The sequence below is a fragment of the Streptomyces sp. NPDC001002 genome, assembly GCF_053599215.1.
Map to the genome: position 1 here is coordinate 16,518 of NZ_JBSFLV010000040.1, position 24,502 is coordinate 41,019.

The following is a 24,502-nucleotide window of genomic DNA, read 5'->3' on the forward strand; positions in this document are numbered from 1 at the left end:
CGGCCGCCGACCTCGGTGACAACAAGCCCGCCTTTGTGACACCTATCGCCCGTCAGCTCAGCTCGGAGTCAGGATCCTTGCGGGACAGCCCTCAGGCAGCGCCGGCTGAGGCGATCCGGCGCGTGCAGGTCAGGGTTTCGGCACGGGCCAGGACGCGCTCACCACCTCGCGACCGCTCAGGTACCCCGGCGGGCTCGCTCGACGATCTCGTCCTCCGTGAGCGGCACATCGTGGTGACTGAGGCAGATCGGCACCTCGATCTTGCTGAATCCGGTCCCCTCGCCTGCCGCGTTGAACATACCGGCCTTGAGACCGGCGAGGTTGTCGAGGACCGCGTTCCGCGCCTGGGCCATGGCCGTGGCCGCCTCGACATGGGCGACTGCTGTGAGCCGGCCGATGAACTGGTTCGCGGTGTTGCCCAGCGCCTGGTTGTGGATCCCCCTGGGGAGCTGTGAGGCGAGGACTATCCCGAGGCCGTACTTGCGTATCTGGCGGATGAGTTCGACCGTGCTCTCCGTACTCGGATTCGATGCGCCGGAGGGCACGAAGTTCTGCGCCTCGTCCATCACCAGCAGCCCGCCCAGGGCACGGTCGCCGACCGGGTGTGCCCTGAACCATGAGAACAAGGTCGCCTGGAGGCGGCTGACGAATTGGGCCGGTCCGTCGCCGGACAGGCCGACGAAGCTGATCACCGAAATACGGGCGGCCTTCCCCGGCGACGGGATCAGGAGCATGCCGGGATCGGCGGGTGCGCCGGACTCCCCGAACAGCGGGTCGGTCTCCATCGCGGCTTCCAGCGTGTCCGCCATCTGAACCGCGAAGCGACTGGTCCTGCTGTTCACGATGTCACTCGGGGGTTCGGCGAGCAGCTCGACGAAACCGGCCAGGTTCTTGCCGCCGTCGCGCGCGTACCGTTCGAGGGCACGTTTGAGGACCCCCAGCTGCTGGATCGCGCGAGCACTGCCGCCGCGTACACCGGCATGTGGCGCGAGTGAGTTCACGGTCGACCTGACCAGACGCGGGAAGTCGTCCTCGTCGTCAAGGACGGGACCGAAGTCGGGAAGCGGGTGGAAGGAGATCGGACGTCCCCGGTTCAGGCCCGGTGTCCACACCACCACTTCGACATCCGTGAAATAGCGTCGGGCGTCGCGCTCATGGTCGTCCGTCCAACCCTTCGGCGGGCGCGACCAGGGGTCGCCGAGCCGTGCGAGGTCGTCGTTCGGATCCAGCACGATCGCCGAGACGCCGCGCAGAGCGCACTGCTCCACAAGTCGCTTGATCAGGACCGTCTTGCCCGATCCCGCCGCGCCCACCACCGCGGTGTGCATCCGGAGCTTTTCCATGGGTACCGCAAACGAACGGCCTCCCCGGACCGTGGTTCCGACGACGATTTCGGTACGAGCGGGCTCGGCGGCGTCCTCCGGTGTGCCCGCCGCATCCACCGCCACCCCGGAGCCGACTTCTGTGGTCGCGATGCCGAGATGGTGCCGCAGGTCTCCCAGCACCGGCGCGAAAACCTCGATGCGGGAAGCGGGGTGCTCCCGTCGCAGCCATTCGTCCAGGCCTGACGTACGGTCGTCGAACATGGCCCGAAGGGCGGCCAGGGTCCGGAGGTCGGCCGCGCCGATCGGTAACGACACCCCGCCCCGCGCCTCGAAGTCGTCCTTGATGTCCTTGGTCCTGGGGCCGCTCGGGTACGGCATGTTCCGCAGCAGGATCAGCCGGCGGCTCGCCAGGTCGGCCGTCAGGCCGGCCTCCACGGCCGCGTTACGGATCCGGTTCTGGGCGGCGATGGCGTTGTTCGCGGCAATCGCCCGGTAGGACCAGTGGAATTCGTTCTCGCTGGCCTCGTCCACGACATAGCGCAACCGGGCATGCAACGCCGCCTTGCGGCCGAAGTCGGTCTCGATCGAGAACCGCGTCTCGTCGGCGCCCAGTTCCCTGAGCAGACTCCGCAGCCCCGCGCCCAGCAGAGCTGGCATCAACCCGTCCTCGGTCGTGGGGTCGAGCGGCCCGAGGTCGTCCGCCTCGGCACGGAGCTTGTCGAAGGATTCCGTCAGGGTGCTCAGGTTGACGGCCCTCGCCGGTGCGGGCGGTGCGGCCGCCGTGGGCTCTGCGCCTGCCAGGGAGAGCAGTTCGGCCACCTTGCCGGTCTGCAGACACGCCTCGATGTGCTTCTGGACCCGGATGAGCAGCCGCCGTGCGGTGTAACGGTGCGGGGCTTCGGCCAGCGCCGCCGAGGTGACCGGCCAGGTGGGATATCTCGGGGCGAACCCCATCGACTCGTAGGAGGCCCGAAAGCGGCAGCTCACGATGGCGGCGGCGGTGGCCTCGTCGGGAATCGCGCCGAGTGTCGGCAGAACGTCGAACCGGTCCAGGGCGGACCGGACCGCCTCCCGGGAGATCTGCTCCCAGGTGTCCTCGTGGCACGCCACGACCATCAGGGTCCGGCGGGCTTCCTCCCGCAGTTGCATCAGGCCGGTGGCGATCTCACTGCTCAGCCGCTTGGCGGCCCGGCCCTCGCCGGAAGGGGCCGACGTCAGCGACGACGTCTCCGCGGCGGACACCAGGGTGTCGAGCTGGTCGAAGGCGAACACCAGCGGTCCGGCCAGGGCGAACAGGCGCGTCAGATCGCGGAGGACGAGTTGGGCCTGTCGCCCGCCCGGCGACATCCCCCAGGCGGCGCGCTTGTCCCCGTCGTCGTCGTTGAGCGCGAAGTAGGCCCTGCCGATCTCCACGGGATCGCCTGCGGAGGCCAGGAGCGCCAGCGCGCGGGCCGTGTCCGCGGCCTCGTTGCCCACCTGCCGGTCGATGGTCCGGATCCCCCGAACGAACGCATCGACATGGGCGCGCGTCAACTCGCGCCGGCCAGTGACGGCGGTATGGGTGTCCGGGTCGAGGCGAGCCCGGCGCGAAAGCTCGTCGAGCAGGCGACTCAGTTGTTCCTGGCCGCCCTCGTCCCGCCGGTAGAGACTGTCGACGAGACTGTCGACGGCGCTCTCCCAGAAGTTCCGGCCGGTGACAAGCTTGATGTAGAAGAAGGAGCCGCCGCGCTCCTGGATCTCGTGGCGGGTCCAGCCGAGCAGATGCGTCTTGCCCGAGCCGCTCTCGCCACGCACCACGGCCGCAACCGGCGAGTGGGCACGCTCGACGGCGCTGATCGCCCTCCCCAGCCGCCGGAACACCTCAGGATGAAGGCCGTCGACGTGGTAAGAGGTCACTGGTGTCCAGATCTCTTCCTGGGTCAGCGCGGTGTTGATGTACAGCGTCTCCAGGGCGGCGAGTTCCCCGTTCACGCCGGTCCGATCCGCAGCAGGTGGCGGGGTTCGCCACCAATGTCGACGGCGGCCTTGCGGTCCTCGTCACTGAGCGTGCGCTGGTTGAGCTCGCCCATCAGCTGTACGTCGGTCTGCTCGATCATCCGGTCGAGTTCGGCGTCGACGGCCCCTCGCGGCAGGTCCTCGAGCCATGGGCGCAGCGCCGACAGTCTGACCCAACTGCCCGGTTTCCGGCGGACGGTGAGTTCCGTGTAGACCGCGCGGATCCAGGCCTCGGCATCGGGCTGGAAGAACTCGCCGAACTTGGTGCCCGAGCGGGCCAGGTACTGTCCGACGTTGTCTAGCACCGCATAAAGCACCCCGGCCGGAAACTTCGCTCCGTCCGGGCGTCCGGCCACCAGAGCGGACTCGCACCAGGTCCGGCCCGCGGTCGTGAGCTGGTGCGTGTTGACCGCACCGTGCTTCCTGGTCACGATCCGCTCGGCATCCTGGTTCACTCGCCGTCGCACCGCCGCGGTGATCTCCAGGCCGGCGAGTTCGCGCAGTTCACGGTTGGTCACCGGCCGTGCGACCACCATCAGGGCGAACAGCGATGCATGATCCCGTACAGCCAACTCCGTCGGCACAGTACCCCTCCTCGATGAGCCGAAATCCGGTCAGATGTCGAACCCCCGCCCGGGCACCAGTTCCACCCGGCCGGTCATGCTGGACAACTCGCCCATGACGGTGATCACTTGCCGTTCCCGATGCGCGGTGATCGCGCGGTCGTACGAGGCCTGGTCCGGGAGCCGCACCCAGACGGCCCGCCGGACCAGTTCGGCGTGCTCGGTGCGCAACTCACCGCGGACCTTGATCCGCCACCGGTCGTTGCCGGAGGAGTCGTCGTGCAGCCCCTCGACCACACCGGAGAGCGTCGCGGCACCGGTGGCGTTGAGGCCGCGAAGCCGCAGGGACGCGGCGTGCAGTAGCGATCCCGAGGTCTCCGGGAACGCGACGACGTGTGACGGCACATCGAGTGGCTGCGAGCGCGCCCACCGGAAGCCGATCTCGAAGGGCTCGCTCCGTTTGAAACCGGATAGCTCACTGAGCGCCTTGCACAGATCCGCGGAGACGCCGGCCGTGACGGTCTCGTCGAAGGCGGCGGGCGCGTCCGCCGCCACGGCTGCCTGGGCCGCGCTCACCGCCTCCAGCATCTGAACCAGCACGGCCCGACCGGTGACTTGCTCCCCGCTCGGGGTCCAGGCCGTCGCGTCCGCCGCCACCCGGATCTCGACAACGTAGCTCCCGGCGCGGGAGGGGCCGAGTTCGGCCGCGCGCAAGAGGTCGCCCACCACGCCCGGTTGCCGGCCGGCGAAGGCGAAGTGCGGACCCTGCACTACGGTGCGCGCCGCCGTCGTCAGGAGGTTGCGGACACCCAGCACCGTCTGCGTACCCAGCAGCAGTGAGGTGTAGCCGGGGTCGTGGCCGGTGGGAAACGTGCGGAAGGACTGCTTGTCCAGCTGCGGTCTGGCGATCTCCAGGGCGATGTCGCTCGCCGGCCGGTCCTCCAGCGCGCACAGACAGCGCAGGATCTCCTGTAATCGGCGGTCGCTGTCGCCCATGCCGTCGCGAGCGGGTACCAACACCTCGTAGTCTCCCGGGTGTTGCCACACACTCGCTCCGCGCCAGCCTTGCGGATCCCGCTCCCAGCCCGTTTCCGCCAGATAGCTGGCGATGTCGTCGACCTTCAGCGGAATCGTCATCGGTTCCCCTACCAGTCGGACTGCGTCTCGGCGAGCCGGCGCAGTGAGGCGGCGGTGAGCACGTTCGCTGTCGGAACTCTGACCGGACGCTTTCGGTTTCGGTCGGGGTCCTTGATCGGCTCCTCGGCGCGGAGCGAGACGAAGTAGCCGAGGTGACGGAGCAGCACACCGTCGGTGCTCATGGCCGCGTACGCCTGCTTGTCGGCGGGGACACAGATGACGAACAGAAACCGGGGCACGGTGAAGTCGGGACCGGCTAGCTTGTTGAACTGCCGCTCGTTGAGCCCGCGGAAGTTCAGGTGGCCGGACGATACGGACGGCTTCGACCATGTCTTGATCTGAGCCTCGACAGTGGGTGACATCGTCCGTCCGTAGCGGCCGGTGGCGCGGAACCCGAGGTCGACCCCGTCCACGTCAAGATCGCCTTGCACGACGATCAGCCCTGCCGCAGAGGCCAGCACACGGACGTAGTCTTCGCCGAACTTGCCCTGATGCTGCTTCGCATCGAGCACGAAAGCCCCCCAATGTCCCCCTGCGGTGGCACACCGTAGCCGGAAGCTTACGGGACGGGCTAGCGACTGTCAGGGCCACATAACAGACCTTCCGACAGGTCTGCGAAACGATGGCCGGAAGGCAGCTGTTCATCCCTGATGCGATGTAGGGGCGGGCCGCGTCCTGATGCTCCTCGCGGCCGCCCGGCCCCCGCGCCCGCTCGCTGTGCTCCGGGAGACTTACTGATCGTTTCAGAATGAGGTTCGCCGGCGGCCGAGGCATATCAGACTGCAGCCCAGTTCGAGGAAGCACCGCTTCCTCCTGATCCATCACCGAGAGTTGGACCGCGTTCCACTCGCGCCATGGCGTCTCGAACACTCGCTGCTTGAGGGTGTTGAGGTCGGCATGGTTCAAGGCACCCGCCCATACCTCGCACTCCGGCTGCTTTTGGCCGCCCACTGGTTGGTCTGAGTGTTGGTGATCGAAGAAGGACGGCCACCCGAGTCAGGCCGCTCCTGGCACCGTCACACGTCCTCGACCGTAGACGTGACCGGCGTACCGATCTCGACCGTGCGGCTGACCGTGCAGAGTCGGTCGTGGGAGGTCTTCACCGCGCGGGGCAGGATCGCGCGGGCGCGGTCGGCGCCTTCGCCGTCCGGGAAGGTGACGGAGAAGGCGACCGCGAGGTCGGTCATGCGGTTGCCGAGTTCGTCGCTGACCTTGTTGCCATTGACCGTGACGGTGAACTTCGTGGGTTCCGCGTGCCGGCTGGTCGCGACGTCGACGTCCACCGCGGTGCAGCCGCCGAGCGCGGCGAGGAGCAGTTCGACGGGGGTGAACGCGGCGTCGTCGGCATCGGAGCCGGTGCCGAAGGTCATCGTGCCGCCGTGGGCGTTGGTCGCGACGAAGCGTCCGGGGGCGGTCCGCTCGACGGTGACAGTGCGCAGAGAGTTGTCGGTCATGCCTACGACATTAATGCGGCCCGACCGGGAGACCGCGGACGTCCCCCTTGGCGGAGTCGGTGCCTGTCTCTGATACGAGGCACTGCGTCGGGTCTCCGCATCTCAACTTCCCAGCACCTTGCCCGGGTTGAACAGGCCACTGGGGTCGAGCGCGTCCTTGACCGCACGGTTCAGCGCCATCACCTCAGGACCCACCTCGGCGCGCAGGCCCTCGCGCTTGAGCAGGCCCACGCCGTGTTCGCCGGTGACCGTGCCGCCGAGGGCGAGGGCCTCGGCGATGATGTCGTGGAACGCGGCCTGGGCCCGGGCCCGCGCGGGCTCGTCGTCGGGCGGGGTGATCAGCAGCGGGTGGAGGTTGCCGTCGCCCGCGTGCGCGATGTTCGCGATGAGCGTCTCGTGGCGTTCGGCGATGGCGTGGATGCGACCGAGCATCTCCGGCACGGCGGACTTCGGTACGCAGATGTCCTCGGTGAGGACCGGGCCGAGCCGTTCCAGCGCCGGATAGGCCAGGCGTCGCGCCGCGAACAGGGCGTCCGCCTCCTGCTGGTCGGTGGACCGGACCGCCCAGGTGGCGCCGGCTCCCTCGAAGCAGCGGCGGATGGTCTCGGCCTCCTCCTCCCCCGCCTTGCCCGGCGCGTCGGTCCGCCCCAGTACGACCACGTCCGCCTCCGCCGAGAGGCCCATGTGCTTCCAGGCGTCGACGGCTTCGAGGCAGTACCGGTCGATCAGTTCGAGCGCCGACGGCACCACCCCGGCGGCGGCCACCGCGGCCACGGCGTGCCCCGCGTCCACGATGGACGAGAAGTAGCCGGCCACCGTGTGTTCCGGGGCGCGGCTGGGACGCAGCCGCACCGTCACCTCGGTGATGACCCCGAGCGTTCCCTCGGATCCGACGAGCAGACCGGTCAGGTCGTAGCCGGCCACACCCTTGGCCGTACGACGTCCGACCCGGACCAGTTCGCCGGTCCCAGTGACGAACTGGAGCCCCAGGACGTAGTCGCGGGTGACCCCGTACTTCACGCAGCACAGCCCGCCCGCGTTGGTGGCGACGTTCCCGCCGATCGTGGACCAGGGGGCGCTGGCCGGGTCCGGCGGGTACCACAGGTCCTGCTCGGCGCAGGCCGCGCGGAGATCGTCGTTGACGACCCCGGGGTCGACGACCGCGAGGCGCTCCAGCGGGTCGATCTGCTTGATGGCCGTCATGGCCTCGGTGGACAGCACCACCGCACCGTCCACCGCGTTCGCCCCGCCTGACAGACCGGTCCCGGCACCGCGGGTGACCACCGGAGCCCCGTGATCGAGGCAGGCGCGGACAACTCGCTGCACCTCCTCGGCGGTCCGCGGCCGCACCACCGCCGCCGGTTTCCCGTACGGCGCCCACTCGGCCTCGTCGTGCGCGTACCCCGCCATCACGCCGGGGTCGGTGACGACGCGCCCATCGGGGAGGTCGCTGTGCAGACGTCGGATCAGTTCGCAGTGCGGGGCCTCATCGTGCATGAGAGAACCGTAGACCTCGACGGACCTCGACTCCGATCCGGTGATCAGCGGACAGAACGATCACGTGGTGGATTTCGGGAAGGCTTGCGCCGCCTCGAATGTTGATGTGTATGACACCGGTTTTCGGCGTCCCTGATCACAGCGAAGGCCCCGGCCTTCTTAGAAGGGGAACAAACAGCCATGTTCAAGCGCATTCTGGTCGCCGTCGATCCCAGCCCCGCCCGGCAGTCCGCCCTCCGGCTGGCGGGTGAGCTGGCCCAGTTGACGGACGCCGAGGTCCGGGTCCTGCATGTCGTCGCCTCCGCCGCGAACCTCGCCGCGGTGGTTCCGCTGGAGGACGACTCCGAGGCGAAGGCCATCCTCGACGAGGCCGTGGCCACCCTGCGGGACCAAGGGATCAAGGCCGAGCCTGCTCTGGCCCGGGGTCTGACCACCCAGGTCGCCGCCGCCATCTCCGAGGCGGCCGACGAATTCGGCGCCGACCTCATCGTCCTGACCCCGCACCACCGGGGTTCCATCGAAGCGCTCTTCGACCCGCGGGTCAGCGACGCCGTCGCCCACTCCAGCCACGCCGCGATCCTGCTGGCGCCGGAGGAGAAGGCGCAGGCCTGATCATTCCCCTTGTCTCCTGGCCGGGCCTCGTCGCCCGGTCCAGGAGACGGCGGGCGCCGGCCGCGCGTAGGGTTCCCGGATGATCGAGGTACCGGAGACGTTCGCGCGGAGCACGGTGGAGCGTGAGGGCGAGACGGGGGCCGCTTGGCTCGCCGAACTGCCCGGAATCGTCGACGAGTTGCTGCTGATCTGGGGCTGTACGCGGGATGGCCAGGTCATGCACGGCGGTGTCGGGGTCATCGTCCCGGCGCGACGGTCGGACCGGTCGCCGGCGGTGATGAAGGTGTCGTTCCCGCACCCCGGCAACGTCCATGAGCCGGACGCCTTCGACGCTTGGCAAGGGCGCGGGGCCGTCCTCCTGTACGCGCGTGACGACGAGCGCTTCGCGATGCTGCTGGAGCGGGTGCACACGTCGACGCTCGCGGAGGTCGAGGACGGCGACGAGGTGGTGTCGGTCGCCGGGCGGACCAATCGACGCCTCGCCGTTCCCGCGCCGCCCGAACTGCCCCGACTGCGGGAGCAGGCCGACGCCTGGGAACAGCAACTGCGCACGGACGCAGAGGAGTTCAGCGACGCGCTGTCGCGACGAACGGTCGACGCCGCCGTGGCGACCGTACGCGAGGTGGGCCGCGACCAGCCCGACCTCCTCGTCCACGGCGACCTGCACGGCAGGAACATCCTGCGCGCCGAGCGGGAACCCTGGCTGGCCGTGGACCCCAAGGGCTATGTGGGAGACCCCGCCTATGACAGTGGCGCCCTGCTCAAGTCGCGCGCGCTCGGCATCGTAGAAGCGGACGACCGCAGCAAGGCAGTCCACCGTATCCTGGACATGTTCGCCGAGACGGCGGAACTCGACCGCGAACGCGTCCGGCGCTGGGCCCACTTCCACGCTGTCCAGGCCGCGTTCTGGGCCCGCCGCCACGGATTCCGAGTGGCCCGCGGCGGCCCGCTGCTGGACCTGATCACCGAACTCGTGGACAACCTCGCGGAGTTGCTCGTCGAGCGCGCCTAGCCACGAAGAACACGTGGGCCAAGTGGGCGCGCCCGACGAGCAGTCCGCCGGAGACGAGCAGTCCGCCAGTGACAAGCTGTCCGCCGGTGTCGAGCAGTCCCCCGGTCAGGTCGCGGTCGCCGCCGCGGCGGCCCGTCCCGCTGCTCTGCCGGAGAAGAGGCAGCCGCCGAGGAAGGTGCCCTCCAGCGAGCGGTAGCCGTGGACACCGCCGCCACCGAAGCCCGCCACCTCACCGGCCGCGTACAGACCGGGAATCGGGCTGCCCGCGGCGTTGAGAACGCGGCCCGAGAGGTCGGTCTGAAGGCCGCCGAGGGTCTTGCGGGTGAGGACGTTGAGGCGGACGGCGATCAGCGGCCCTGCGCTGGAGTCGAGGATGCGGTGGATGGCCGCCGTACGGCTGAGGGAGTCGCCCGTGTAATTCAGGGCGTTGCGGATGCCCATGACCTGGGCGTCCTTGGAGTACGAGTTGGTGATCTCCCGGTCGCGGGCCTCGATCTGGCGCTTGAGGTCGTCGAGGACGATCAGGTTGTCGCCGGTGAGCTTGTTCATGCCGGTGACGAGGTCGGTGAGCGTGGTGGCGACGACGAAGTCCGCGCCCTTGTTCTTGAACTTCTCGATCGGCTCCGGGGTCTGCCAGATCCGGGACAGCAGTTGCCAGATGTTCTTGTTGGTGAGGTCCGGGTTCTGCTCGGAGCCGGAGAGCGCGAACTCCTTGGCAATGATCTTCTGGGTGGTGACGAACCAGGAGTAGTCGTAGCCGGACGCGGTGATCGATCTCAGGGTGTGCAGGGTGTCGTAGCCCGGGATGTCGGGTGAGTCGAACCGCTTGCCGGTGGCGTCGAACCACATCGAGGACGGGCCGGGGAGGATGCGGATGCCGTGGTTGGGCCAGATCGGGTCGTAGTTCCTGAGGCCCTCGGTGTAGTGCCACATGCGGTCCGGGTTGACGATCCGGCCGCCCGCTTTCTGGGTGATGCCGAGCATCCGGCCGTCCACGTGCGCGGGAACGCCGGTGACCATGAACTTGGGCGGAGTGCCCATCCGGGCGGGCCAGTTCTGGCGGACGAGGTCGTGGTTGGCGCCGATGCCGCCGGAGGTGACGACGACGACCGGGGCGCGCAGTTCGAAGTCGCCGACGACGGTGCGGGAGCTGGAGGTGCCGCGGGCCGCGGTGGAGGGCTCCAGGAGAGCGCCGCGGACGCCGGTGACGACTCCGCCGGTGGTGACCAACTCGTCCACGCGGTGGCGGAACTTGAAGGTGACCTTGCCCGCGTCGACGCCGGCGCGCACCTTCTTCTCGAACGGCTCGACCACGGCCGGGCCGGTGCCCCAGGTGACGTGGAAGCGGGGTACGGAGTTGCCGTGTCCGGTGGCGAGGCCGCCGCCGCGCTCCGCCCAGCCGACGATGGGGAACCACTGCACGCCGAGTCCGGCCAGCCAGGACCGCTTCTCGCCGGACGCGAACTCCACATATGCCTTGGCCCACTTGGCGGCCCAGTAGTCCTGGCCGTTCGGGTCGTCGACACCGCGGTCGAAGCCGGCCGCGCCCTGCCAGTCCTGCCAGGCGAGGTCATAGGTGTCCGTGACGCCCATCAGGCGCTGTTCGTCGGAGTTGACGAAGAACAGCCCGCCGAAGGACCAGAAGGCCTGGCCGCCGATGCTCGCTTCGGGTTCCTGGTCCAGCAGCAGCACCTTGCGGCCTGCGGCGACGAGTTCGGAGGTCGCGACGAGTCCGGCGAGTCCGTGGCCGACGACGATCGCGTCGGCGTCCTGCGACTCGGCGCCGAAGGCGGGGACGGCGTTGGCGGCGAGGGCGGCACCGGCGATGACGCCGCCCGTGACGGTCAGGGCGTGCCGACGGGTGATCGCCGCAGGGGCTGACGAGTTCTCCATGGACTGCCTTCCAGAGGAGGTGAGGGGGGTGGGAGATGCACGGGAGCCTGCTGCGGCAGCCAGGTGTTACCGACGGTAGCCCAGGAGATCTCGGAGTCGCCAGAGTCGTGCGTCATGAACATGCAGGAGGTGGCCGACCAACTTGCCGAGACTTGCCCCCAGCGCCTCAAGTGAGCGGCGAGCCAAGCCAGTTGCGCGGCGACCCTTCACGCAGCCGCCCCCACGCAGCACCGCCCCGCACGTAGCCGCACCTCCGCAGCGCCGCCCCTCACGCGGCTACCCCTCACGCGGCGCCGCCCCTCACACAGCACCGCCCCTCACGCGGCCGCGTCGTACGCGACCCGCAGCCGGACACCACCACTCGGCGGTCGCGGGTCACGCTCCGCGAACACGACCAGCCGCAGCACGAGATAGCGCCCGATCCCGACGAGCGCGGTTGCCGACAGGTACACCGCCTGCTGCAGGACCAGTCCGCTGCCGGGACGGAACGCGTCCAGCGCGCCGACCGCGGCCGACGTGACCAGCCAGCCGGCGACCATGGTGGCCGCGCTCTTCAGATGGCCGGCCAGGCCCGGCCGTCCGTGGCCGAACGAGACGCGGGCGTGCAACTCGGTGGCGAGCACGGTGGAGGCGACGGTGGTCAGCGCGTTCGCCGCCATCCACGGGATCCACTGCGCGAGCAGGACCAGTGCCGCGGAGGCCGCCAGCGTGACCCCGCAGCCCAGCCCGGCGAAGCGCCCGAAGGCCGCCGCGTGCCGACGGACGAGTCTCAGGCTATTCATGGTGACCCCCTCCCTGACCGCTGCCCCCGGCGGGGACGTCGTCTTCATGCGGCAGAGCGTGACCGACCACGGATTCAGCGCGGTTTCAGATTGTTCTCAGGGGAGCCCGCCCACTGAAACAGCGAGGCTCGCCCGCTGAAACCGGGAGGCCCGCTCGCTGAAACCGGAGCCGCGGGACGACGCCGAGGGCACACCGGCGCGCACCCACGGACATTGACGGGAATAGACAGAGCTGTCTACCTTGTTGCCCGGCAACACAGACAGACCTGTCTACTCACCGCCGCGCAGACAGCCCAGGACTCCGATGATCCACGTCTTCGTCCTCGCGAAGGGCCTCCGATGAACCCCGTCGAATCATCCGACCGCACCACGACGTCGAGCCGCCCCATACCTCCCCGGGCCGCGTTCTACGTCCTCGCCTCCATCGTGATCTCCCTTCTCGCCGCCTCCAGCGCACCCACCCCGCTCTACGCCGCCTACCAGGCCGAATGGGGATTCACCCCCATCACCACCACGGTCGTGTTCGGCATCTACGCGATCGCCGTCCTGTCGAGCCTGCTGGTCTTCGGAAAGCTCTCCGACCACGTCGGTCGCCGTCCGGTCCTGATCGGCGCGATCGCGGCGCAGGCCGTGGCGATGGTGGTGTTCTCCACCGCCGGCGGGGTCGACGAGCTGCTCCTCGCCCGCGTCATCCAGGGCCTGTCGACCGGAGCCGCGCTGGGCGCGGTCGGGGCCGCGATGATGGACATCGACCGGCCGCGCGGCACGATGGCGAACGCCTTCGTCCCCGGCCTGGGCACCGCGACCGGCGCCCTGGTCAGCGGTTTCGTCGTGCAGTACCTGCCCGCTCCGACCCACGCGATCTACCTCGGCCTGCTCGCCGTGTTCGTCCTCCAGGCGATCGCCGTCTCGCTCATCGACGAGACCGTCGCCCGTGAGCGCGGCGCCCTGGCCAGCCTGGTGCCCGAGATCAAGCTCCCGCGCACGGTCCGCGGCGCCGTCCTGGCGGCCGCTCCCGTCATCTTCGCCGTCTGGGCACTCGCCGGGTTCTACGGTTCCCTCGGCCCCGCCCTGGTCCGCTCCCTGGTCGGCTCCAGCTCCGCCGTCTACGGCGGCCTCGGCCTCTTCGTCCTCGCGATCGTCGCGGCCATGTCCGTCCTCGCCCTGCGCAAGGCGCAGACCACCACGGTGATGTACACCGGCATCGGCGCACTCGTCGCCGGCGTGGCGCTCACGCTGCTGGCCATCCACCAGAGCTCGCCCACCCTGTTCTTCGTCGGCACGGCCGTGGCCGGCCTCGGCTTCGGCAGCGGCTTCCAGGGCGGCATCCGCACCGTGCTTCCGCTGACCCGGCCGCACGAGAGCTCCGGCGTCCTGTCCCTGCTCTTCGTCACCTCCTACCTCGGCATGGGCATCCCCTCCGTCGTCGCGGGCATCCTGGTCGTCCACGGCGGAGGCCTGATCCAGACCTCGGAGGAGTACGGCGCACTGGTCATCGTCCTCGCGCTGCTGGCCCTCGTGGCTCTGCTGCTGCGCGGCAGGCCGCAGCCCGTCCGCGGGCTGACAGTGGCCTCCGGACCCGCGGTCACCGGACGTCGGCCGGAGGCGGAGAACGCGGAACGCGTGTCCTGAACCGTTGCTCACTACACTGACGCAGACACGACGAGTGATCGGGATGCGCGTGCAAGACGAAGCGCCAGGGACGACCGCGTCGTCCATCAACGGCTCCGCGAACGGCTCCACCAACGACCCCATGACCGGGCAGACCGAGTGCCCGAAGGGATCGCACGGTCCGCTGCGTGCCTTCCTTGAGACCGAGACCGGCAGCGCCGCGGTCCTGCTGAGTGCGGTGGTCGCCGCGCTCGTCTGGGCCAACGCCGCCCCGGACTCGTACGAGTCGGTGTGGCGGACGGCGATGTCGTTCCGTATCGGTTCGGAAGGCGTGTCCCTGGATCTGCGCGAGTGGGTCAACAGCGGGCTGATGGCGCTTTTCTTCTTCATCGTCGGGCTGGAGGCCCGCCGGGAGTTCGACCTGGGTGAACTGCGTGAGCGCCGGCGCGTGATGCTCTCGGCGGTCGCGGGCGTCAGCGGCATGCTCGTACCCGTCGCGATCTATCTCGCCATCAACGCCGGCGAGAGCTCGGTGCACGGGTGGGGCGCGGCCATGTCCACCGATACGGCCTTCGCCCTCGGCATGCTGGCTGTCTTCGGCTCGCGGCTGCCGAGCGGGCTGCGCGTCTTCCTGCTCACCGTGGCGGTCGCCGACGACTTCCTGGCCCTGGCCGTCATCGCCTTCGCCTACAGCGGCTCGGTCTACCTGCCCGCGCTGTTGACGGCGGTCGGCATCTTCGCTGTCCTGCTCGCGGTGCGCAGCGCCGGTGTACGCAACGGCGCGGTGTACGCGGTGCTGGGCATCGCGCTGTGGGGCGCGCTGCTGCGGTCGGGGGTCGACCCCGTGGTCAGCGGCCTGGCCATGGGCCTGCTCACGTACGCCCATCCCGCCGAGCGGAGTGCGCTGGAACGGGTCAGCCGGCTCTTCCTGGGCTTCCGGGAACAGCCGACGCCCGAGCTGGAACGCACCCTGCGCCGCGGCCTGGCCACCGCGCTGTCGCCCAACGAGCGCCTCCAGCGGATGTTCCACCCCTGGACGAGCTACGTCATCGTGCCGCTCTTCGCCCTGGCCAACTCCGGCATCACGATCAGCGCCCACGCACTCAAGGAAGCCTTCACCTCACCCATCACGCTCGGCATCCTCCTCGGCTACGTCGTGGGTAAACCGGTGGGCATCCTCGGCGCCACCTGGATCGCCTCCCGTCTCGGCCGGGGGCGGCTGCGCCCGGCGGTCGGCTGGGGCGCGGTCACCGCGGGCGGAACCCTCGCCGGCGTCGGCTTCACGGTGTCCCTCCTGATCGCCACGCTCGCGTTCGACGGACCACGGCTGGAACAGGCGAAGATCGGCATTCTGGCGGCCGTCGTTGCCTCCTTCCTGATCACCTGGGTGGTGACGTGGGTCATCGCGCTGCTGCCCGGGCCGGCCCGCACCCGCGCCCTGCTCGGCCGGGGCCAGCCCATCGTCGATCTCAGCGAGCCCGTCGACACCGCACGCGACCACGTGCGCGGACCGCTGGACGCGCCGGTGACCGTGGTCGAGTACGGGGACTACGAGTGCCCGTACTGCGGCCTCGCGGAACCGGTGGTCCGCGAACTGCTCGCCGACTTCGGGGACGATCTGCGCTACGTCTGGCGGCACCTGCCCCTCACGGACGTCCACCCCAACGCCCAACTAGCCGCCGAAGCAGCCGAAGCGTCGGCTCTGCAGGACCGCTACTGGGAGATGCACGACATCCTCATGGCCCATCAGGGAGATCTGCGGCTGAAGGATCTGCTGGCCTACGCCGAGCAGATCGGACTCGATGTGGACGCCTTCCGGCGGGATCTGCGGATGCGCGCCGGCGCGGAGCGGGTGGCCGACGATGTCGAGTCCGCGGATCTGAGCAGCGTCTCGGGCACACCGACGTTCTTCGTGAACGGCAAACGGCACTACGGCGCGTACGACGTCGCCTCCCTGTCCGCGGCCGTGCGGGCGGCGCGGGCCCGGGCGGCGCTCGCGGAGATTGAGTAGACCTGTCTGGTCACGAGTTAGACTTGACCTATCTGTCGAGAAGGTGAGCGGCATGGCGAAGACGCGGACCGCGCAGGCTCCGACGGCACGGGAGCGACTGCTCTCGGCCGCGGGCGAACTGTTCTACGCCGAGGGTGTGCAGACGGTCGGGATCGACCGGATCATCGAGCACGCCGGGGTGGCCAAGGCCTCGCTCTACAACACCTTCGGCGGCAAGGAGCAGCTCATCCGCGCGTATCTGGAGTCACGTCACGCCTCGGTGACCCGTCGGCTGTTGCGCGCCATCGACCGCGTCGACGACCCGCGCGACAAACTTCTGGCGGTCTTCGAGGCACAGAGCGAGCTGTTCGCCCAACCCACTTATCACGGCTGCGCCTTCGTGTCCGCCAGCGCGGAGGCCAAGCAGGGCAGCGCCATCGAAGAGACCACCGACGCCTACCGCGCCGCCATCCGGACCCTGTTCACCGAACTCGCCCGGAACGCCGGCGCCTCCGAACCGGAGTCGCTGGCCCGCCAGTTGCACCTGTTGTACGACGGAGGCGGGCTGTCGGCCCGGATGGACCGGGACCCCTCGGCGGGCGCGACCGCCCGGGCGGCGGCGTCGGTCCTGATCGACGCGGCTCTGCCCAAGCGCGTATGACTCGGGCGCCGCACAAGGGCGTTGTCACTCGGCCAGCGCGCCGGCGAGTTCCTCGGTGGCGTGGACGAGTGCGGTGTCCCGTTCGCTGAGCAGGCGCGGGATGGCGCCGCCGTGGGCGTGCACCGCGCGGCGGGCCGCGGACTCCCACTCGACGTAATTGTCCTGGTGGCTGCGGAGTTTGGGGTAGGCGGCGGCCGTGGTGCCCCACTGCCGGGCGCCGGCGATGTTCCGCAGCAGGTGGAGGATCTGCACCCGGCAGGTGACCTGTGGGCGCTGGGCGAGGTCCCACAGGAAGGGGACTGTGACGGCCGTGGCCTGGCCGACGACGAAGCCGTACTGACAGATGCGGTTCTGCAACCGGTCGAGGCCGGTGGTGGCGGCGGCCGGGTCGCCGGAAGCGATGGCGGCGAGCAGGAAGGGGATGGCGGCGGCGGAGCCGGTGGCGTCCTTGATGTCACGCCAGGGCACATGCCCGACGTCCCCGAGTGTCGCGGACGGTTCGCCTCTCTTCTCAAGTGCGGTCATCGCTGCGGGTGTTCGCCGTTCCGTCATCTCAGGTGCGGGGCCGGGTGGGCAGCATGGCCCAGACGGTCTTGCCCGTGGGGGCGCTTCGGGTCCAGCCCCAGTGCTCGGACAGAGCCTCGACGAGGTGCAGTCCGCGGCCGTGCTCCTGGAGCGGGCCGGTCGCCGACGGGTATCGGGGCAGGCTGCGGCTGCGGTCGGTCACGGCGCACACGAGGTGGGCGGGGCGGAGGGTGAGCTTCAGCCACACTTCGGGGGCCGTCTCCTCGCCCGGATTGTCGGCGAGGGTGTCCCGCACGGCTCCGGCGGCCAGTTCGGTGACGATGGTCAGCGCGTCCTCACGGCAGCGGTCCAACTGCCAGTCGTCAAGGGTGCGTTCGACGAACTCGCTGGCCTGGACGCGCCCTTGGTCGGTGCCGGAGAGGCGGAGCGTGGCGGTCTTCGGTGCGTTGCGCGGAGGGACACCGGCGGGTGCGGTCCGCTCCGCGGGCGACACGGACGGGCCCAACGAGGGTGCTGCGTGTGCGGGCAACGGCACGGCGCCTCCCTGAGGTGATGTCAGGACCGGGCGTCGACACGGAGGTTGACGCCTTGGTTATTATCCACGACGAGAGCGACTCTGTGCAATTTCACGAGAAATTGCGTACGAGTCAAGGGAGTCGACGTCACGCGAAACGTGTCTGACCTGTGGTCGGCGGGTGGTCGCTGTGGCGGAACACGTGCAAGGAGAGTGCTGTGGCAGCAGTTCCCAACGGAGTGCGAGCGAGTTCACTGGGCGTCCACTGGATCAAGAGCCGCCACAGCAATGCCGAGGGCAACTGTGTGGAGGTCGCCGCCCTGGCCGAGGGAGGTGTCGCGCTGCGCAACTCCCGTGATCCGCACGGCCCGGCGCTGATCTACACACCGGCCGAGCTGGCCGCGTTCCTGGCCGGCGCAAAGGACGGCGAGTTCGACCACCTGCTGTGAGATCTCCGGCCGACGGATGCGCCGACGGTGGCCGGAATGCGATAATGCGAGCTGTCGTCCCCTGCCCACCGGGAGCCAGGATGCCCTCCGAGTCACCGCGCGTCTCCCGCCTCGAACCGTATCTGAATCGCACCGAGCCCGCCCCGACCTTGCTGAAGATGCTGGTCGGGGTCCAGTTGGCGGGCATCCGCGAGGACGCCGGATACGCGCAGGAACAGGCGGCCCGCACAGTGGGGTTCAGCCCGGCGAAGCTGTCCCGCATCGAAGCCGGCAAGGGACGCAAGCCGCCGACCGAAGCCGATGTCCGCGCCCTCCTGGAGCTGTACAAGACGGAGGACTACGAGACCTCGGTCCTGCTGCAGCTGTTGCGCCGGGCCGGTGAGCCGGGTTGGTGGCAGCGCTTCGACAAGCGGCTGATGCCGGAATGGTTCGACCGGCTCGTGGGACTCCAGGAGGCGGCCGCCGCCATCCGTACGTTCGAGATCCAGTACGTTCCCGGACTGCTGCAGACTCCCGCGTACACCCGCGCCGTCGTGGAGCGTGGGCTGCCCTCGGCTCCGGCCCGCGAGATCGAGCGCCGGGTCGAACTGCGCATGCGGCGCCGTGAGTTGCTGGAGCGAGGGAACGCGCCGCAGCTGTGGGCGGTCGTCGACGAGTCGGTGCTGCTGCGTGTGCTTGGCAGCCCTGAGGTGATGCGCGAGCAACTGCAGCACCTGGTGGCGATGGCCCAACTGCCGCATGTGACGGTCCAGATCGTGCCGCTCGACGTCACGAACGCCTCCGCGCCGAACATCCCGGTCACCTATCTGCGCTTCGGCGGCCTCGACCTGCCCGACGTGGTCTATCTGGAGCAGATCAGAAGCGCCACGTTCCTGGAGGATCGCGACGAGACGGAGGAGTACCGGGTGGTGCTGGACCGGCTCGCGGACGAGGCGCTCAACCCGCGCGAATCGCTGGCCCGCCTCCGGGAGACCGTGGAGAGCCGGTACCCGGAAGCCTGACCAGGGGCGAGGCGTGACCGCGGAAGTCGCCGCCTGGCCCTGGGGAGTCGCCGCCTAGCGGAGTTGGCCCACTCCGCCGAACTCGATCCATTCCTGGGTGAGTTGACGTGGTGCCACCTCGCTGTCGGGGCGCCAGGTGGAGACCTCCACCAGCCCCGGGTCGAGGATCTCCATCCCCTCGAACCACTCCGCGACGTCCTTCTGCTCGCGCACCCGGCCCCAGTGTCCCTGGGTCGCCTGGTCCATGAAGTCGGTGACGAACTTCCGCACCTCGGCGTCCTCGCTGACCAGCTGACACATCACCAGACAGCTGCCGGGCGCGAGCTGTTCGACGACCCGGCCGATCACCGAGAGCGGTCCCTCGGTGTCGCTGTCGGGGATGCAGTGGAAGACCGAGTTGAAGAGCACCGCGACCGGCTGCGAGAAGTCGATCAGCCGCTGGGTGTCGGGGTGGGAGAAGATCTGTTCGGTCTCGCGCAGGTCGGCCTGGATGACCGCGGTGCGTTCGTTCTGCTCCAGCAGGGCGCGGCCGTGGACCAGAACCATCGGGTCGTTGTCCACGTACACCACGCGCGAGGCCGGATCGATACCCTGCGCCACCTGGTGCACGTTGTCCTGGGTCGGCAGGCCTGAGCCGTGGTCGAGGAACTGCCGGATGCCGTACTCCCCCGCGAGCGTCCTGACCACCCGTTGGAGGAAGCGCCGGTTGTTCAGCGCCAGCGCGCGAGTGCTGGGCACCACCTTGTCCAGTTCCTCGCAGGCGGCCCGGTCGACGGCGTAGTTGTCCTTGCCGCCGAGATAGTGGTCGTACATCCGCGCGGCCGTCGGTACCGTGGCATCGATCTTGGTGGACAACCGCTTCTCGGACTCCATCGTCTCCCCCAGTTCCGCACCGCCCCGACGGACCGACCGCCGGACCCACCATCCTAGAGAAACGGCAGTTGGTGCAGCCACCCCCTTGATCCGGTCAGCCCGAACGAGGAGGCCGTCGGGCGATGGCGCCGGTGCACGCCGCTTCCTGGGCGGCCAAGACCTCGTCGCCGTGTTCGAACGCCCATGCTCCGACGGCGTCGATGGGCGCGAGCAACGTCCGTCCCAGCGCGGTGAGTTCGTACTCGACCTAGCGTCGTCCCGAACAGTCCCGAACAGTCGTAGCGGGTACGGAGAGGGATCGCGTGATGAGAATCGGCGTGCTGGGAACGGGCAACATGGCGGACGCGCTCGCCACCCACTGGGCGCGGGCGGGGCACGAGGTGACGGTCGGCGGACGGGACGTGGGCAGGGCGGAGCGGCTCGCGGGGCGTATCGGGTACGGCGCGAGGTCAGGCGGACTGCGGGCGGCGGCCGAGTTCGGTCAAGTGGCGCTGGTCGCGCTGCCGTTCGGCGCGGCGGTCGATGTGGTGCGTGAGTTGCGGGAGGCATTGGACGGCAAGGTGCTGGTCGACTGCGTCAATCCGGTCGGGCCGGGGTTCCGGCTCCTGACCGAGGGCGGCCCTTCGGCCGCACGGCAGTTGGCCGTGGCGGCACCGGGAGCCCATGTGGTCAAGGCGTTCAACCTCTGTCACGAGGACGTGTGGCGGATGCGCCCGCCCGTCTTCGACGGTCGGCCCCTGCTCGTACCGCTCTGCGGGGACGACGAGGTTGCCCTCGCGTGCGTGCGCGAGTTGGTTCGGGACGTCGGCTGCTCGCCCGTGGCCGGCGGCGGTCTCGAAAGGGCGGGGCTGCTGGAGGCGACCGCGGCCCTATTCATCGCCCTGTGGGTGGGCGAGGGAGCGGACGTCCAGGCAATTGCGCCTCCGCTGGCCTTTGCGGCCGGTCCCGTTGATTGAGCGGGATGAGGAAAGTGGACTAGACATTTGTGGCCTAGACAATTAACGCCGTTTGACCCGTCGCACGGCGGCCGGAATAAGGCATTCCGAAGAGCCGGTCGACCTCGGCGCACATTTACGCACCGAGACCGACCGGCCTCGCGACTACCCAATTGTCATATGCCAGAAGGCGTTTATATCTCCAGGCCGGACTCAAGGCGCTTGAGGTGGTGTCTGGCCAGTGCCAGATTGCTGCGCCCGCGGTCCAGTGCCAGATACAGGAAGAGGGAGCCGCTCGTCTGCGTGAGCGGCCTGATCAGGTGGTACTGCCGACCGAGGGTGATGAGGATGTCCTCGATCTCGTCGTCCAGGTTGATGGACTTCAGGGTCCGCTGCTTCGCGCGCACGACCTCGGTGTTGCCCGCCCCCGCGACCTCCAGGTCGAGATTCGGCCCACCGCCCAGCACGCCGAGCGTCATGCCGCTCTCGTAGTCGACCAGGGACACCCCCAGGGCCCCGTCGATAGTCATCGCTTCCTTGAGTGTCGCCTCAATGTTCACGTGGTGCCTCGTTTCCTTCACGACCGGGCAAGACTGAGGATCTCGCCCCGAAAACGGTCTCAATGCGAGCCGTGCGGGATCAGACAACACCATTCTTTGGTCAGTGTTGCGATAGTTGGCAAATAAAGTAGTCTGCTCGCCAGAGTGACTGAAGGGGGGCCCTTTGTCATCGCTCGACGCTGCGCTCAGCCGTGCCCTGAACACGCCCGGTATCAGCGGAGCCGCACTGCTCGACGCCGTCACCGGCCTCTCCTACGCGGAGCTGGGCGAGGTGGGCGCCGGTCGGGATTCCTGCGAGATAGCGGAACTCGCCCGTACCCGGCTCGCGCGGGCGGGCGCGTCGGGCGACCTGGAGAACGTCATCGTGACGACCTCCACCCAGCACATCGTGACGATCCAACTCCCTCGGCAGGGCGATCCCTTGCTGCTGTGTGCGACCGTGGACCGTGAACGCACCAACCTCACCTGGGCGCTGCGCGAACTGACCCGGTACGCCGACGAGTTGCTCGCATGAGCGAGGGTCCCTCGCAGCCGCGCACCGATTCCCGGAACATCCCCGCACTGCTGTCGGCGCTGCGGAGTCAGGCCCGTTCCTGCACCGTGGTCGTCGCCGGCTCCCCGGGCGGCTCGATCCATGTGCGCGACGGCCTCGTGGTCGCGATGGAGACCCCTGGCGCGCCGAGCGTCGAAGGCCTGCTCCTCAGGTCCGGCCGGATCAGCGAGGAGGCATGGTCGTCGGTCCGCGCCGCCGACACCTCGCACGAACATCTCGCCGCCGAGCTGGTGCACCGGGGACTCGTCGGCGCCGGCGAACTCGAAGTCGTCAGCCTGAGCGCGCTGTTCGACGCCGCGTTCGCGCTCTCCCTCGCCACACCCGACAGTTGGGAGGTCACCGATCCCGTACCGACGCTGTACCGCAACACCGGGGTCACCCCCGAGCGACTCCTCGGCGAGGTGTCGCGCCGTGTCAACCTCCTTGCCGGAGAACCCGGTTCGGTGGCGGCGCTCGCCCGCACACGCGTGGAGACGGCGTCCGCCGCCGACCTCCCCGGAGCGGTCGGCACGCTCCCCGCTCGGCACCAGGACGTCCTGGCCCACGCGGACGGCCGCAAGACAGCGCGGGACATCGCCTTCGCGCTGGGCCGGGGTCTGTTCGCCGTGATGATGGATCTACGGCACCTGCTGGACCGCGGACTCGTCCGACCGCGCACGCCCTCGCCCGCCACCAGACCGAGTACGGCGGCCCGCGGCGCACCCTCCGCGTCGACGCCCGCCGCACCCGCTCCCGTATCGCTCCCGCGTCGCCGCCCCGGCCGCACCGCTTCGCCGGCGCATCGGCCTCAGGACTGAACCGTCCGCCCGCAACAGGAAGAAGACGCCATGAGCGACCCAGTGATCGACCTTCTCACCGCCCTGCGGGAGAACGTCATGGGCGTCACCGAAAGCACTCTGGCCACCGTCGACGGGCTCGTCGTCGCCAGTGACGTCAACAAGACCCACCCCGAGTCCATGGCCGCGGTGGCGGCGGCGACGCTCTCCCTCGGCCACCGGCTCGCCGACCAGGGCGGCACCGGACAGCTCCGCGAGATCAGCGCGCGCTGCAGCACCGGCCATGTCATCGTGACGGCCGTCGGCGACCGGGCGCTGCTCGCGGTCGTGACGGACGAGGGCCTGGATCAGGCTGCCTTCCGCCGCGAGATCCCGGCCGTCACGGCGGAACTGCGCCGGCACCTCGACAAGGACGTCTCCTCCTGACACCGGCGCGGGTCAGTGCGGGCCGGTCCGCCCCGGCTCGGCCTCGCCCACCAGCTTCTCGTAGCCCGCGAGTCGCACGCACACCGTCACCGCGAAGGCGACCTGTCCGACCTCGTCGGCGGTCGGGAAAGTGGGCGCGATCCGGATCACGCTGTCCCGGGGGTCCTCGCGATGGGGGTGGGTGGCTCCGGCGGGCGTCAGCGCGATGCCGGCCTCGCTCGCCAGCCGTACGACCTCCCGCGCGCAGCCTTCCAGGACGTCGAGCGTGATGAAGTAACCGCCCTTGGGCCGCGCCCAGTCGGCGAGTCCGGTGCCGTCGAGCTGCTCGGTGAAGACGCGGTCCACGGTGTCGAACTTGGGCCGCAGGATCTCGCGGTGCTTGAGCATGTGGCGGCGCACTCCGTCGGTGTCCTTCAGGAACAGCACGTGCCGGAGCTGGTTGACCTTGTCGGGTCCGATGGACCGCTTCGCGCTGTACCCGCGCAGCCAGTCGACGTTGGCCGGCGAGGAGCCGAAGAAGGCGACCCCGGCACCGCCGAACGTGATCTTCGAGGTGGAGCCGAAGACGAACGCGCGATCCGGATGACCGGCCTCCGCGCACGCCGTGAGGATGTCGGCGACCCCGGTCTCCTCGTCGGTGAGGTGGTGCACCGCGTAGGCGTTGTCCCAGAAGATGCGGAAGTCGGCGGCGGCCGTGGGCATCTCGGCGAGGCGTCGGGCGGTGTCGTCGCTGTAGGTGATGCCGGAGGGGTTGCTGTACTTGGGCACGCACCAGATGCCCTTGATCCGCGGGTCGGTGCGGACGAGGTCCTCCACGACCTCCATGTCCGGGCCCGTCTCCGTGAGCGGTACGGGGATCATGTCGATGCCGAACCGCTCGCACAGGTCGAAGTGGCGGTCGTATCCGGGCACGGGACACAGGAACGCGATACGGCCCTCGTCGACCCAACGTCCTTGCGCGCCCGGCAGGGTGGTGCCCAGGAGGGCGTGGACGACGCAGTCGTGCATGAGTTCCAGGCTGGAGTTGCCGACGGCGAGCAGCCGGTCCGTCGGCACGTCGAGCAACGGGCTGAAGATCTCCCGCAGTTCACGCAGGCCCAGCGGGGCGCCGTAGTTGCGGCAGTCGGTGCCGTCGGCGGCCGTGTACCGGTCGCCGGGCAGGGACAACAGCTCGGCGGAAAGGTCGAGTTGTTCGGGCGAGGGCTTGCCCCGGCTCAGGTCCAGGGACAGCTTGCGGTCGCGGAGATCGGCGTAGTCACGGCGTGCCTGTTCGAGGTGTGCGGCGAGGGTGGCGGGGTCTGCGGGCGTCGGCATGGTGCTCTTTCCGGAGGGCGAGCGGAGTTCGGGGCGGCCTGTGG

General features: G+C 69.5%; 24 protein-coding genes and 1 pseudogene. 11 read left to right on the plus strand and 14 right to left on the minus strand.

Going from position 1 to position 24,502, the window contains the following annotated elements; all coding sequences use genetic code 11:
- Window positions 1-176: 176 nt before the first annotated feature.
- From ACWDR3_RS19760 to ACWDR3_RS19785, 6 genes are all read right to left on the minus strand, one after another.
- Window positions 177-3,296, minus strand: a complete 3,120-nt coding sequence (locus ACWDR3_RS19760; protein WP_450353787.1) for an ATP-binding protein — start codon at window positions 3,294-3,296, stop codon at window positions 177-179.
- The gene (locus tag ACWDR3_RS19765) at window positions 3,293-3,904 is read right to left on the minus strand and encodes a hypothetical protein (protein ID WP_450353788.1); all 612 of its coding nucleotides are present in this window, start codon (window positions 3,902-3,904) and stop codon (window positions 3,293-3,295) included. The genes ACWDR3_RS19760 and ACWDR3_RS19765 overlap by 4 nt, the downstream gene beginning before the upstream one ends.
- A gap of 30 nt (window positions 3,905-3,934) precedes the next feature.
- Window positions 3,935-5,020: a hypothetical protein gene (locus ACWDR3_RS19770; RefSeq protein WP_450353789.1), complete on the minus strand. Its 1,086-nt coding sequence runs from the start codon at window positions 5,018-5,020 to the stop codon at window positions 3,935-3,937.
- An 8-nt stretch (window positions 5,021-5,028) separates the two neighbouring features.
- A complete protein-coding gene (locus tag ACWDR3_RS19775) occupies window positions 5,029-5,532 on the minus strand; it encodes a DUF4365 domain-containing protein (protein ID WP_450353790.1) in 504 nt (167 codons plus the stop codon).
- 504 nt (window positions 5,533-6,036) lie between these two features.
- Window positions 6,037-6,474 (minus strand): OsmC family protein, encoded by a 438-nt coding sequence (locus ACWDR3_RS19780; RefSeq protein ID WP_450353791.1) that lies wholly within the window; start codon window positions 6,472-6,474, stop codon window positions 6,037-6,039.
- Between the two features lie 102 nt (window positions 6,475-6,576).
- Window positions 6,577-7,884: an FAD-binding oxidoreductase gene (locus ACWDR3_RS19785; RefSeq protein ID WP_450353843.1), complete on the minus strand. Its 1,308-nt coding sequence runs from the start codon at window positions 7,882-7,884 to the stop codon at window positions 6,577-6,579.
- 267 nt (window positions 7,885-8,151) lie between these two features.
- Here ACWDR3_RS19785 and ACWDR3_RS19790 point away from each other — a divergent pair, with 267 nt between their 5' ends.
- Together ACWDR3_RS19790 and ACWDR3_RS19795 are read left to right on the plus strand one after the other, a co-directional pair.
- Window positions 8,152-8,583 carry a universal stress protein gene (locus ACWDR3_RS19790; RefSeq protein ID WP_450353792.1) on the plus strand — a complete coding sequence of 144 codons (432 nt, stop codon included), beginning with the start codon at window positions 8,152-8,154 and terminating at the stop codon, window positions 8,581-8,583.
- A gap of 79 nt (window positions 8,584-8,662) precedes the next feature.
- Window positions 8,663-9,595 (plus strand): aminoglycoside phosphotransferase family protein, encoded by a 933-nt coding sequence (locus ACWDR3_RS19795; protein WP_450353793.1) that lies wholly within the window; start codon window positions 8,663-8,665, stop codon window positions 9,593-9,595.
- 105 nt (window positions 9,596-9,700) lie between these two features.
- On the opposite strand, the gene ACWDR3_RS19800 is transcribed toward ACWDR3_RS19795, so the two are convergent.
- Window positions 9,701-11,488, minus strand: coding sequence for an FAD-binding dehydrogenase (locus tag ACWDR3_RS19800; protein WP_450353794.1), 1,788 nt, complete (start codon window positions 11,486-11,488; stop codon window positions 9,701-9,703).
- 317 nt (window positions 11,489-11,805) lie between these two features.
- The gene (locus ACWDR3_RS19805) at window positions 11,806-12,270 is read right to left on the minus strand and encodes a hypothetical protein (RefSeq protein ID WP_450353795.1); all 465 of its coding nucleotides are present in this window, start codon (window positions 12,268-12,270) and stop codon (window positions 11,806-11,808) included.
- Between the two features lie 339 nt (window positions 12,271-12,609).
- Between ACWDR3_RS19805 and ACWDR3_RS19810 the strand changes: the two genes are divergently transcribed.
- From ACWDR3_RS19810 to ACWDR3_RS19820, 3 genes are all read left to right on the plus strand, one after another.
- The gene (locus tag ACWDR3_RS19810; protein WP_450353796.1) at window positions 12,610-13,902 is read left to right on the plus strand and encodes an MFS transporter; all 1,293 of its coding nucleotides are present in this window, start codon (window positions 12,610-12,612) and stop codon (window positions 13,900-13,902) included.
- A gap of 121 nt (window positions 13,903-14,023) precedes the next feature.
- Window positions 14,024-15,892, plus strand: a complete 1,869-nt coding sequence (gene nhaA / locus ACWDR3_RS19815) for a Na+/H+ antiporter NhaA (RefSeq protein WP_450353844.1) — start codon at window positions 14,024-14,026, stop codon at window positions 15,890-15,892.
- Window positions 15,893-15,944: 52 nt separating this feature from the next.
- The gene (locus ACWDR3_RS19820) at window positions 15,945-16,532 is read left to right on the plus strand and encodes a TetR/AcrR family transcriptional regulator (RefSeq protein ID WP_450353797.1); all 588 of its coding nucleotides are present in this window, start codon (window positions 15,945-15,947) and stop codon (window positions 16,530-16,532) included.
- Between the two features lie 24 nt (window positions 16,533-16,556).
- Here the strand turns inward: ACWDR3_RS19820 and ACWDR3_RS19825 are convergent, their stop codons facing one another.
- Together ACWDR3_RS19825 and ACWDR3_RS19830 are read right to left on the minus strand one after the other, a co-directional pair.
- On the minus strand, window positions 16,557-17,057 hold the full coding sequence (locus ACWDR3_RS19825; protein ID WP_450353798.1) for a hypothetical protein: 501 nt from the start codon (window positions 17,055-17,057) through the stop codon (window positions 16,557-16,559).
- 28 nt (window positions 17,058-17,085) lie between these two features.
- On the minus strand, window positions 17,086-17,592 hold the full coding sequence (locus ACWDR3_RS19830; RefSeq protein ID WP_450353800.1) for an ATP-binding protein: 507 nt from the start codon (window positions 17,590-17,592) through the stop codon (window positions 17,086-17,088).
- A gap of 197 nt (window positions 17,593-17,789) precedes the next feature.
- On the opposite strand from ACWDR3_RS19830, the gene ACWDR3_RS19835 reads away from it, so the two are divergent.
- Complete coding sequence (locus ACWDR3_RS19835; RefSeq protein ID WP_450353801.1) at window positions 17,790-18,020, plus strand: DUF397 domain-containing protein; 231 nt, start codon at window positions 17,790-17,792, stop codon at window positions 18,018-18,020.
- An 80-nt stretch (window positions 18,021-18,100) separates the two neighbouring features.
- A complete protein-coding gene (locus ACWDR3_RS19840) occupies window positions 18,101-19,021 on the plus strand; it encodes a helix-turn-helix domain-containing protein (protein WP_450353802.1) in 921 nt (306 codons plus the stop codon).
- 54 nt (window positions 19,022-19,075) lie between these two features.
- Here the strand turns inward: ACWDR3_RS19840 and ACWDR3_RS19845 are convergent, their stop codons facing one another.
- Window positions 19,076-19,894 carry an SAM-dependent methyltransferase gene (locus ACWDR3_RS19845; protein ID WP_450353803.1) on the minus strand — a complete coding sequence of 273 codons (819 nt, stop codon included), beginning with the start codon at window positions 19,892-19,894 and terminating at the stop codon, window positions 19,076-19,078.
- A gap of 94 nt (window positions 19,895-19,988) precedes the next feature.
- Window positions 19,989-20,141: pseudogene (locus ACWDR3_RS19850) on the minus strand (winged helix-turn-helix transcriptional regulator); the annotation flags it as partial.
- Window positions 20,142-20,199: 58 nt separating this feature from the next.
- On the opposite strand from ACWDR3_RS19850, the gene ACWDR3_RS19855 reads away from it, so the two are divergent.
- Window positions 20,200-20,850: an NADPH-dependent F420 reductase gene (locus tag ACWDR3_RS19855; protein ID WP_450353804.1), complete on the plus strand. Its 651-nt coding sequence runs from the start codon at window positions 20,200-20,202 to the stop codon at window positions 20,848-20,850.
- A 173-nt stretch (window positions 20,851-21,023) separates the two neighbouring features.
- Here the strand turns inward: ACWDR3_RS19855 and ACWDR3_RS19860 are convergent, their stop codons facing one another.
- Window positions 21,024-21,389: a hypothetical protein gene (locus ACWDR3_RS19860; RefSeq protein WP_124004550.1), complete on the minus strand. Its 366-nt coding sequence runs from the start codon at window positions 21,387-21,389 to the stop codon at window positions 21,024-21,026.
- Window positions 21,390-21,552: 163 nt separating this feature from the next.
- Here ACWDR3_RS19860 and ACWDR3_RS19865 point away from each other — a divergent pair, with 163 nt between their 5' ends.
- The 3 genes from ACWDR3_RS19865 to ACWDR3_RS19875 are packed head-to-tail and all read left to right on the plus strand — an operon-like array spanning window position 21,553 to window position 23,144.
- On the plus strand, window positions 21,553-21,903 hold the full coding sequence (locus ACWDR3_RS19865; RefSeq protein WP_450353805.1) for a hypothetical protein: 351 nt from the start codon (window positions 21,553-21,555) through the stop codon (window positions 21,901-21,903).
- A complete protein-coding gene (locus ACWDR3_RS19870; protein WP_450353806.1) occupies window positions 21,900-22,739 on the plus strand; it encodes a hypothetical protein in 840 nt (279 codons plus the stop codon). The genes ACWDR3_RS19865 and ACWDR3_RS19870 overlap by 4 nt, the downstream gene beginning before the upstream one ends.
- A 30-nt stretch (window positions 22,740-22,769) precedes the next feature.
- Entirely contained in the window at window positions 22,770-23,144 is a 375-nt protein-coding gene (locus ACWDR3_RS19875; protein WP_450353807.1) for a roadblock/LC7 domain-containing protein, read from the plus strand.
- A gap of 12 nt (window positions 23,145-23,156) precedes the next feature.
- Here the strand turns inward: ACWDR3_RS19875 and ACWDR3_RS19880 are convergent, their stop codons facing one another.
- A complete protein-coding gene (locus tag ACWDR3_RS19880) occupies window positions 23,157-24,458 on the minus strand; it encodes an aminotransferase (RefSeq protein WP_450353808.1) in 1,302 nt (433 codons plus the stop codon).
- Window positions 24,459-24,502: the final 44 nt, after the last annotated feature.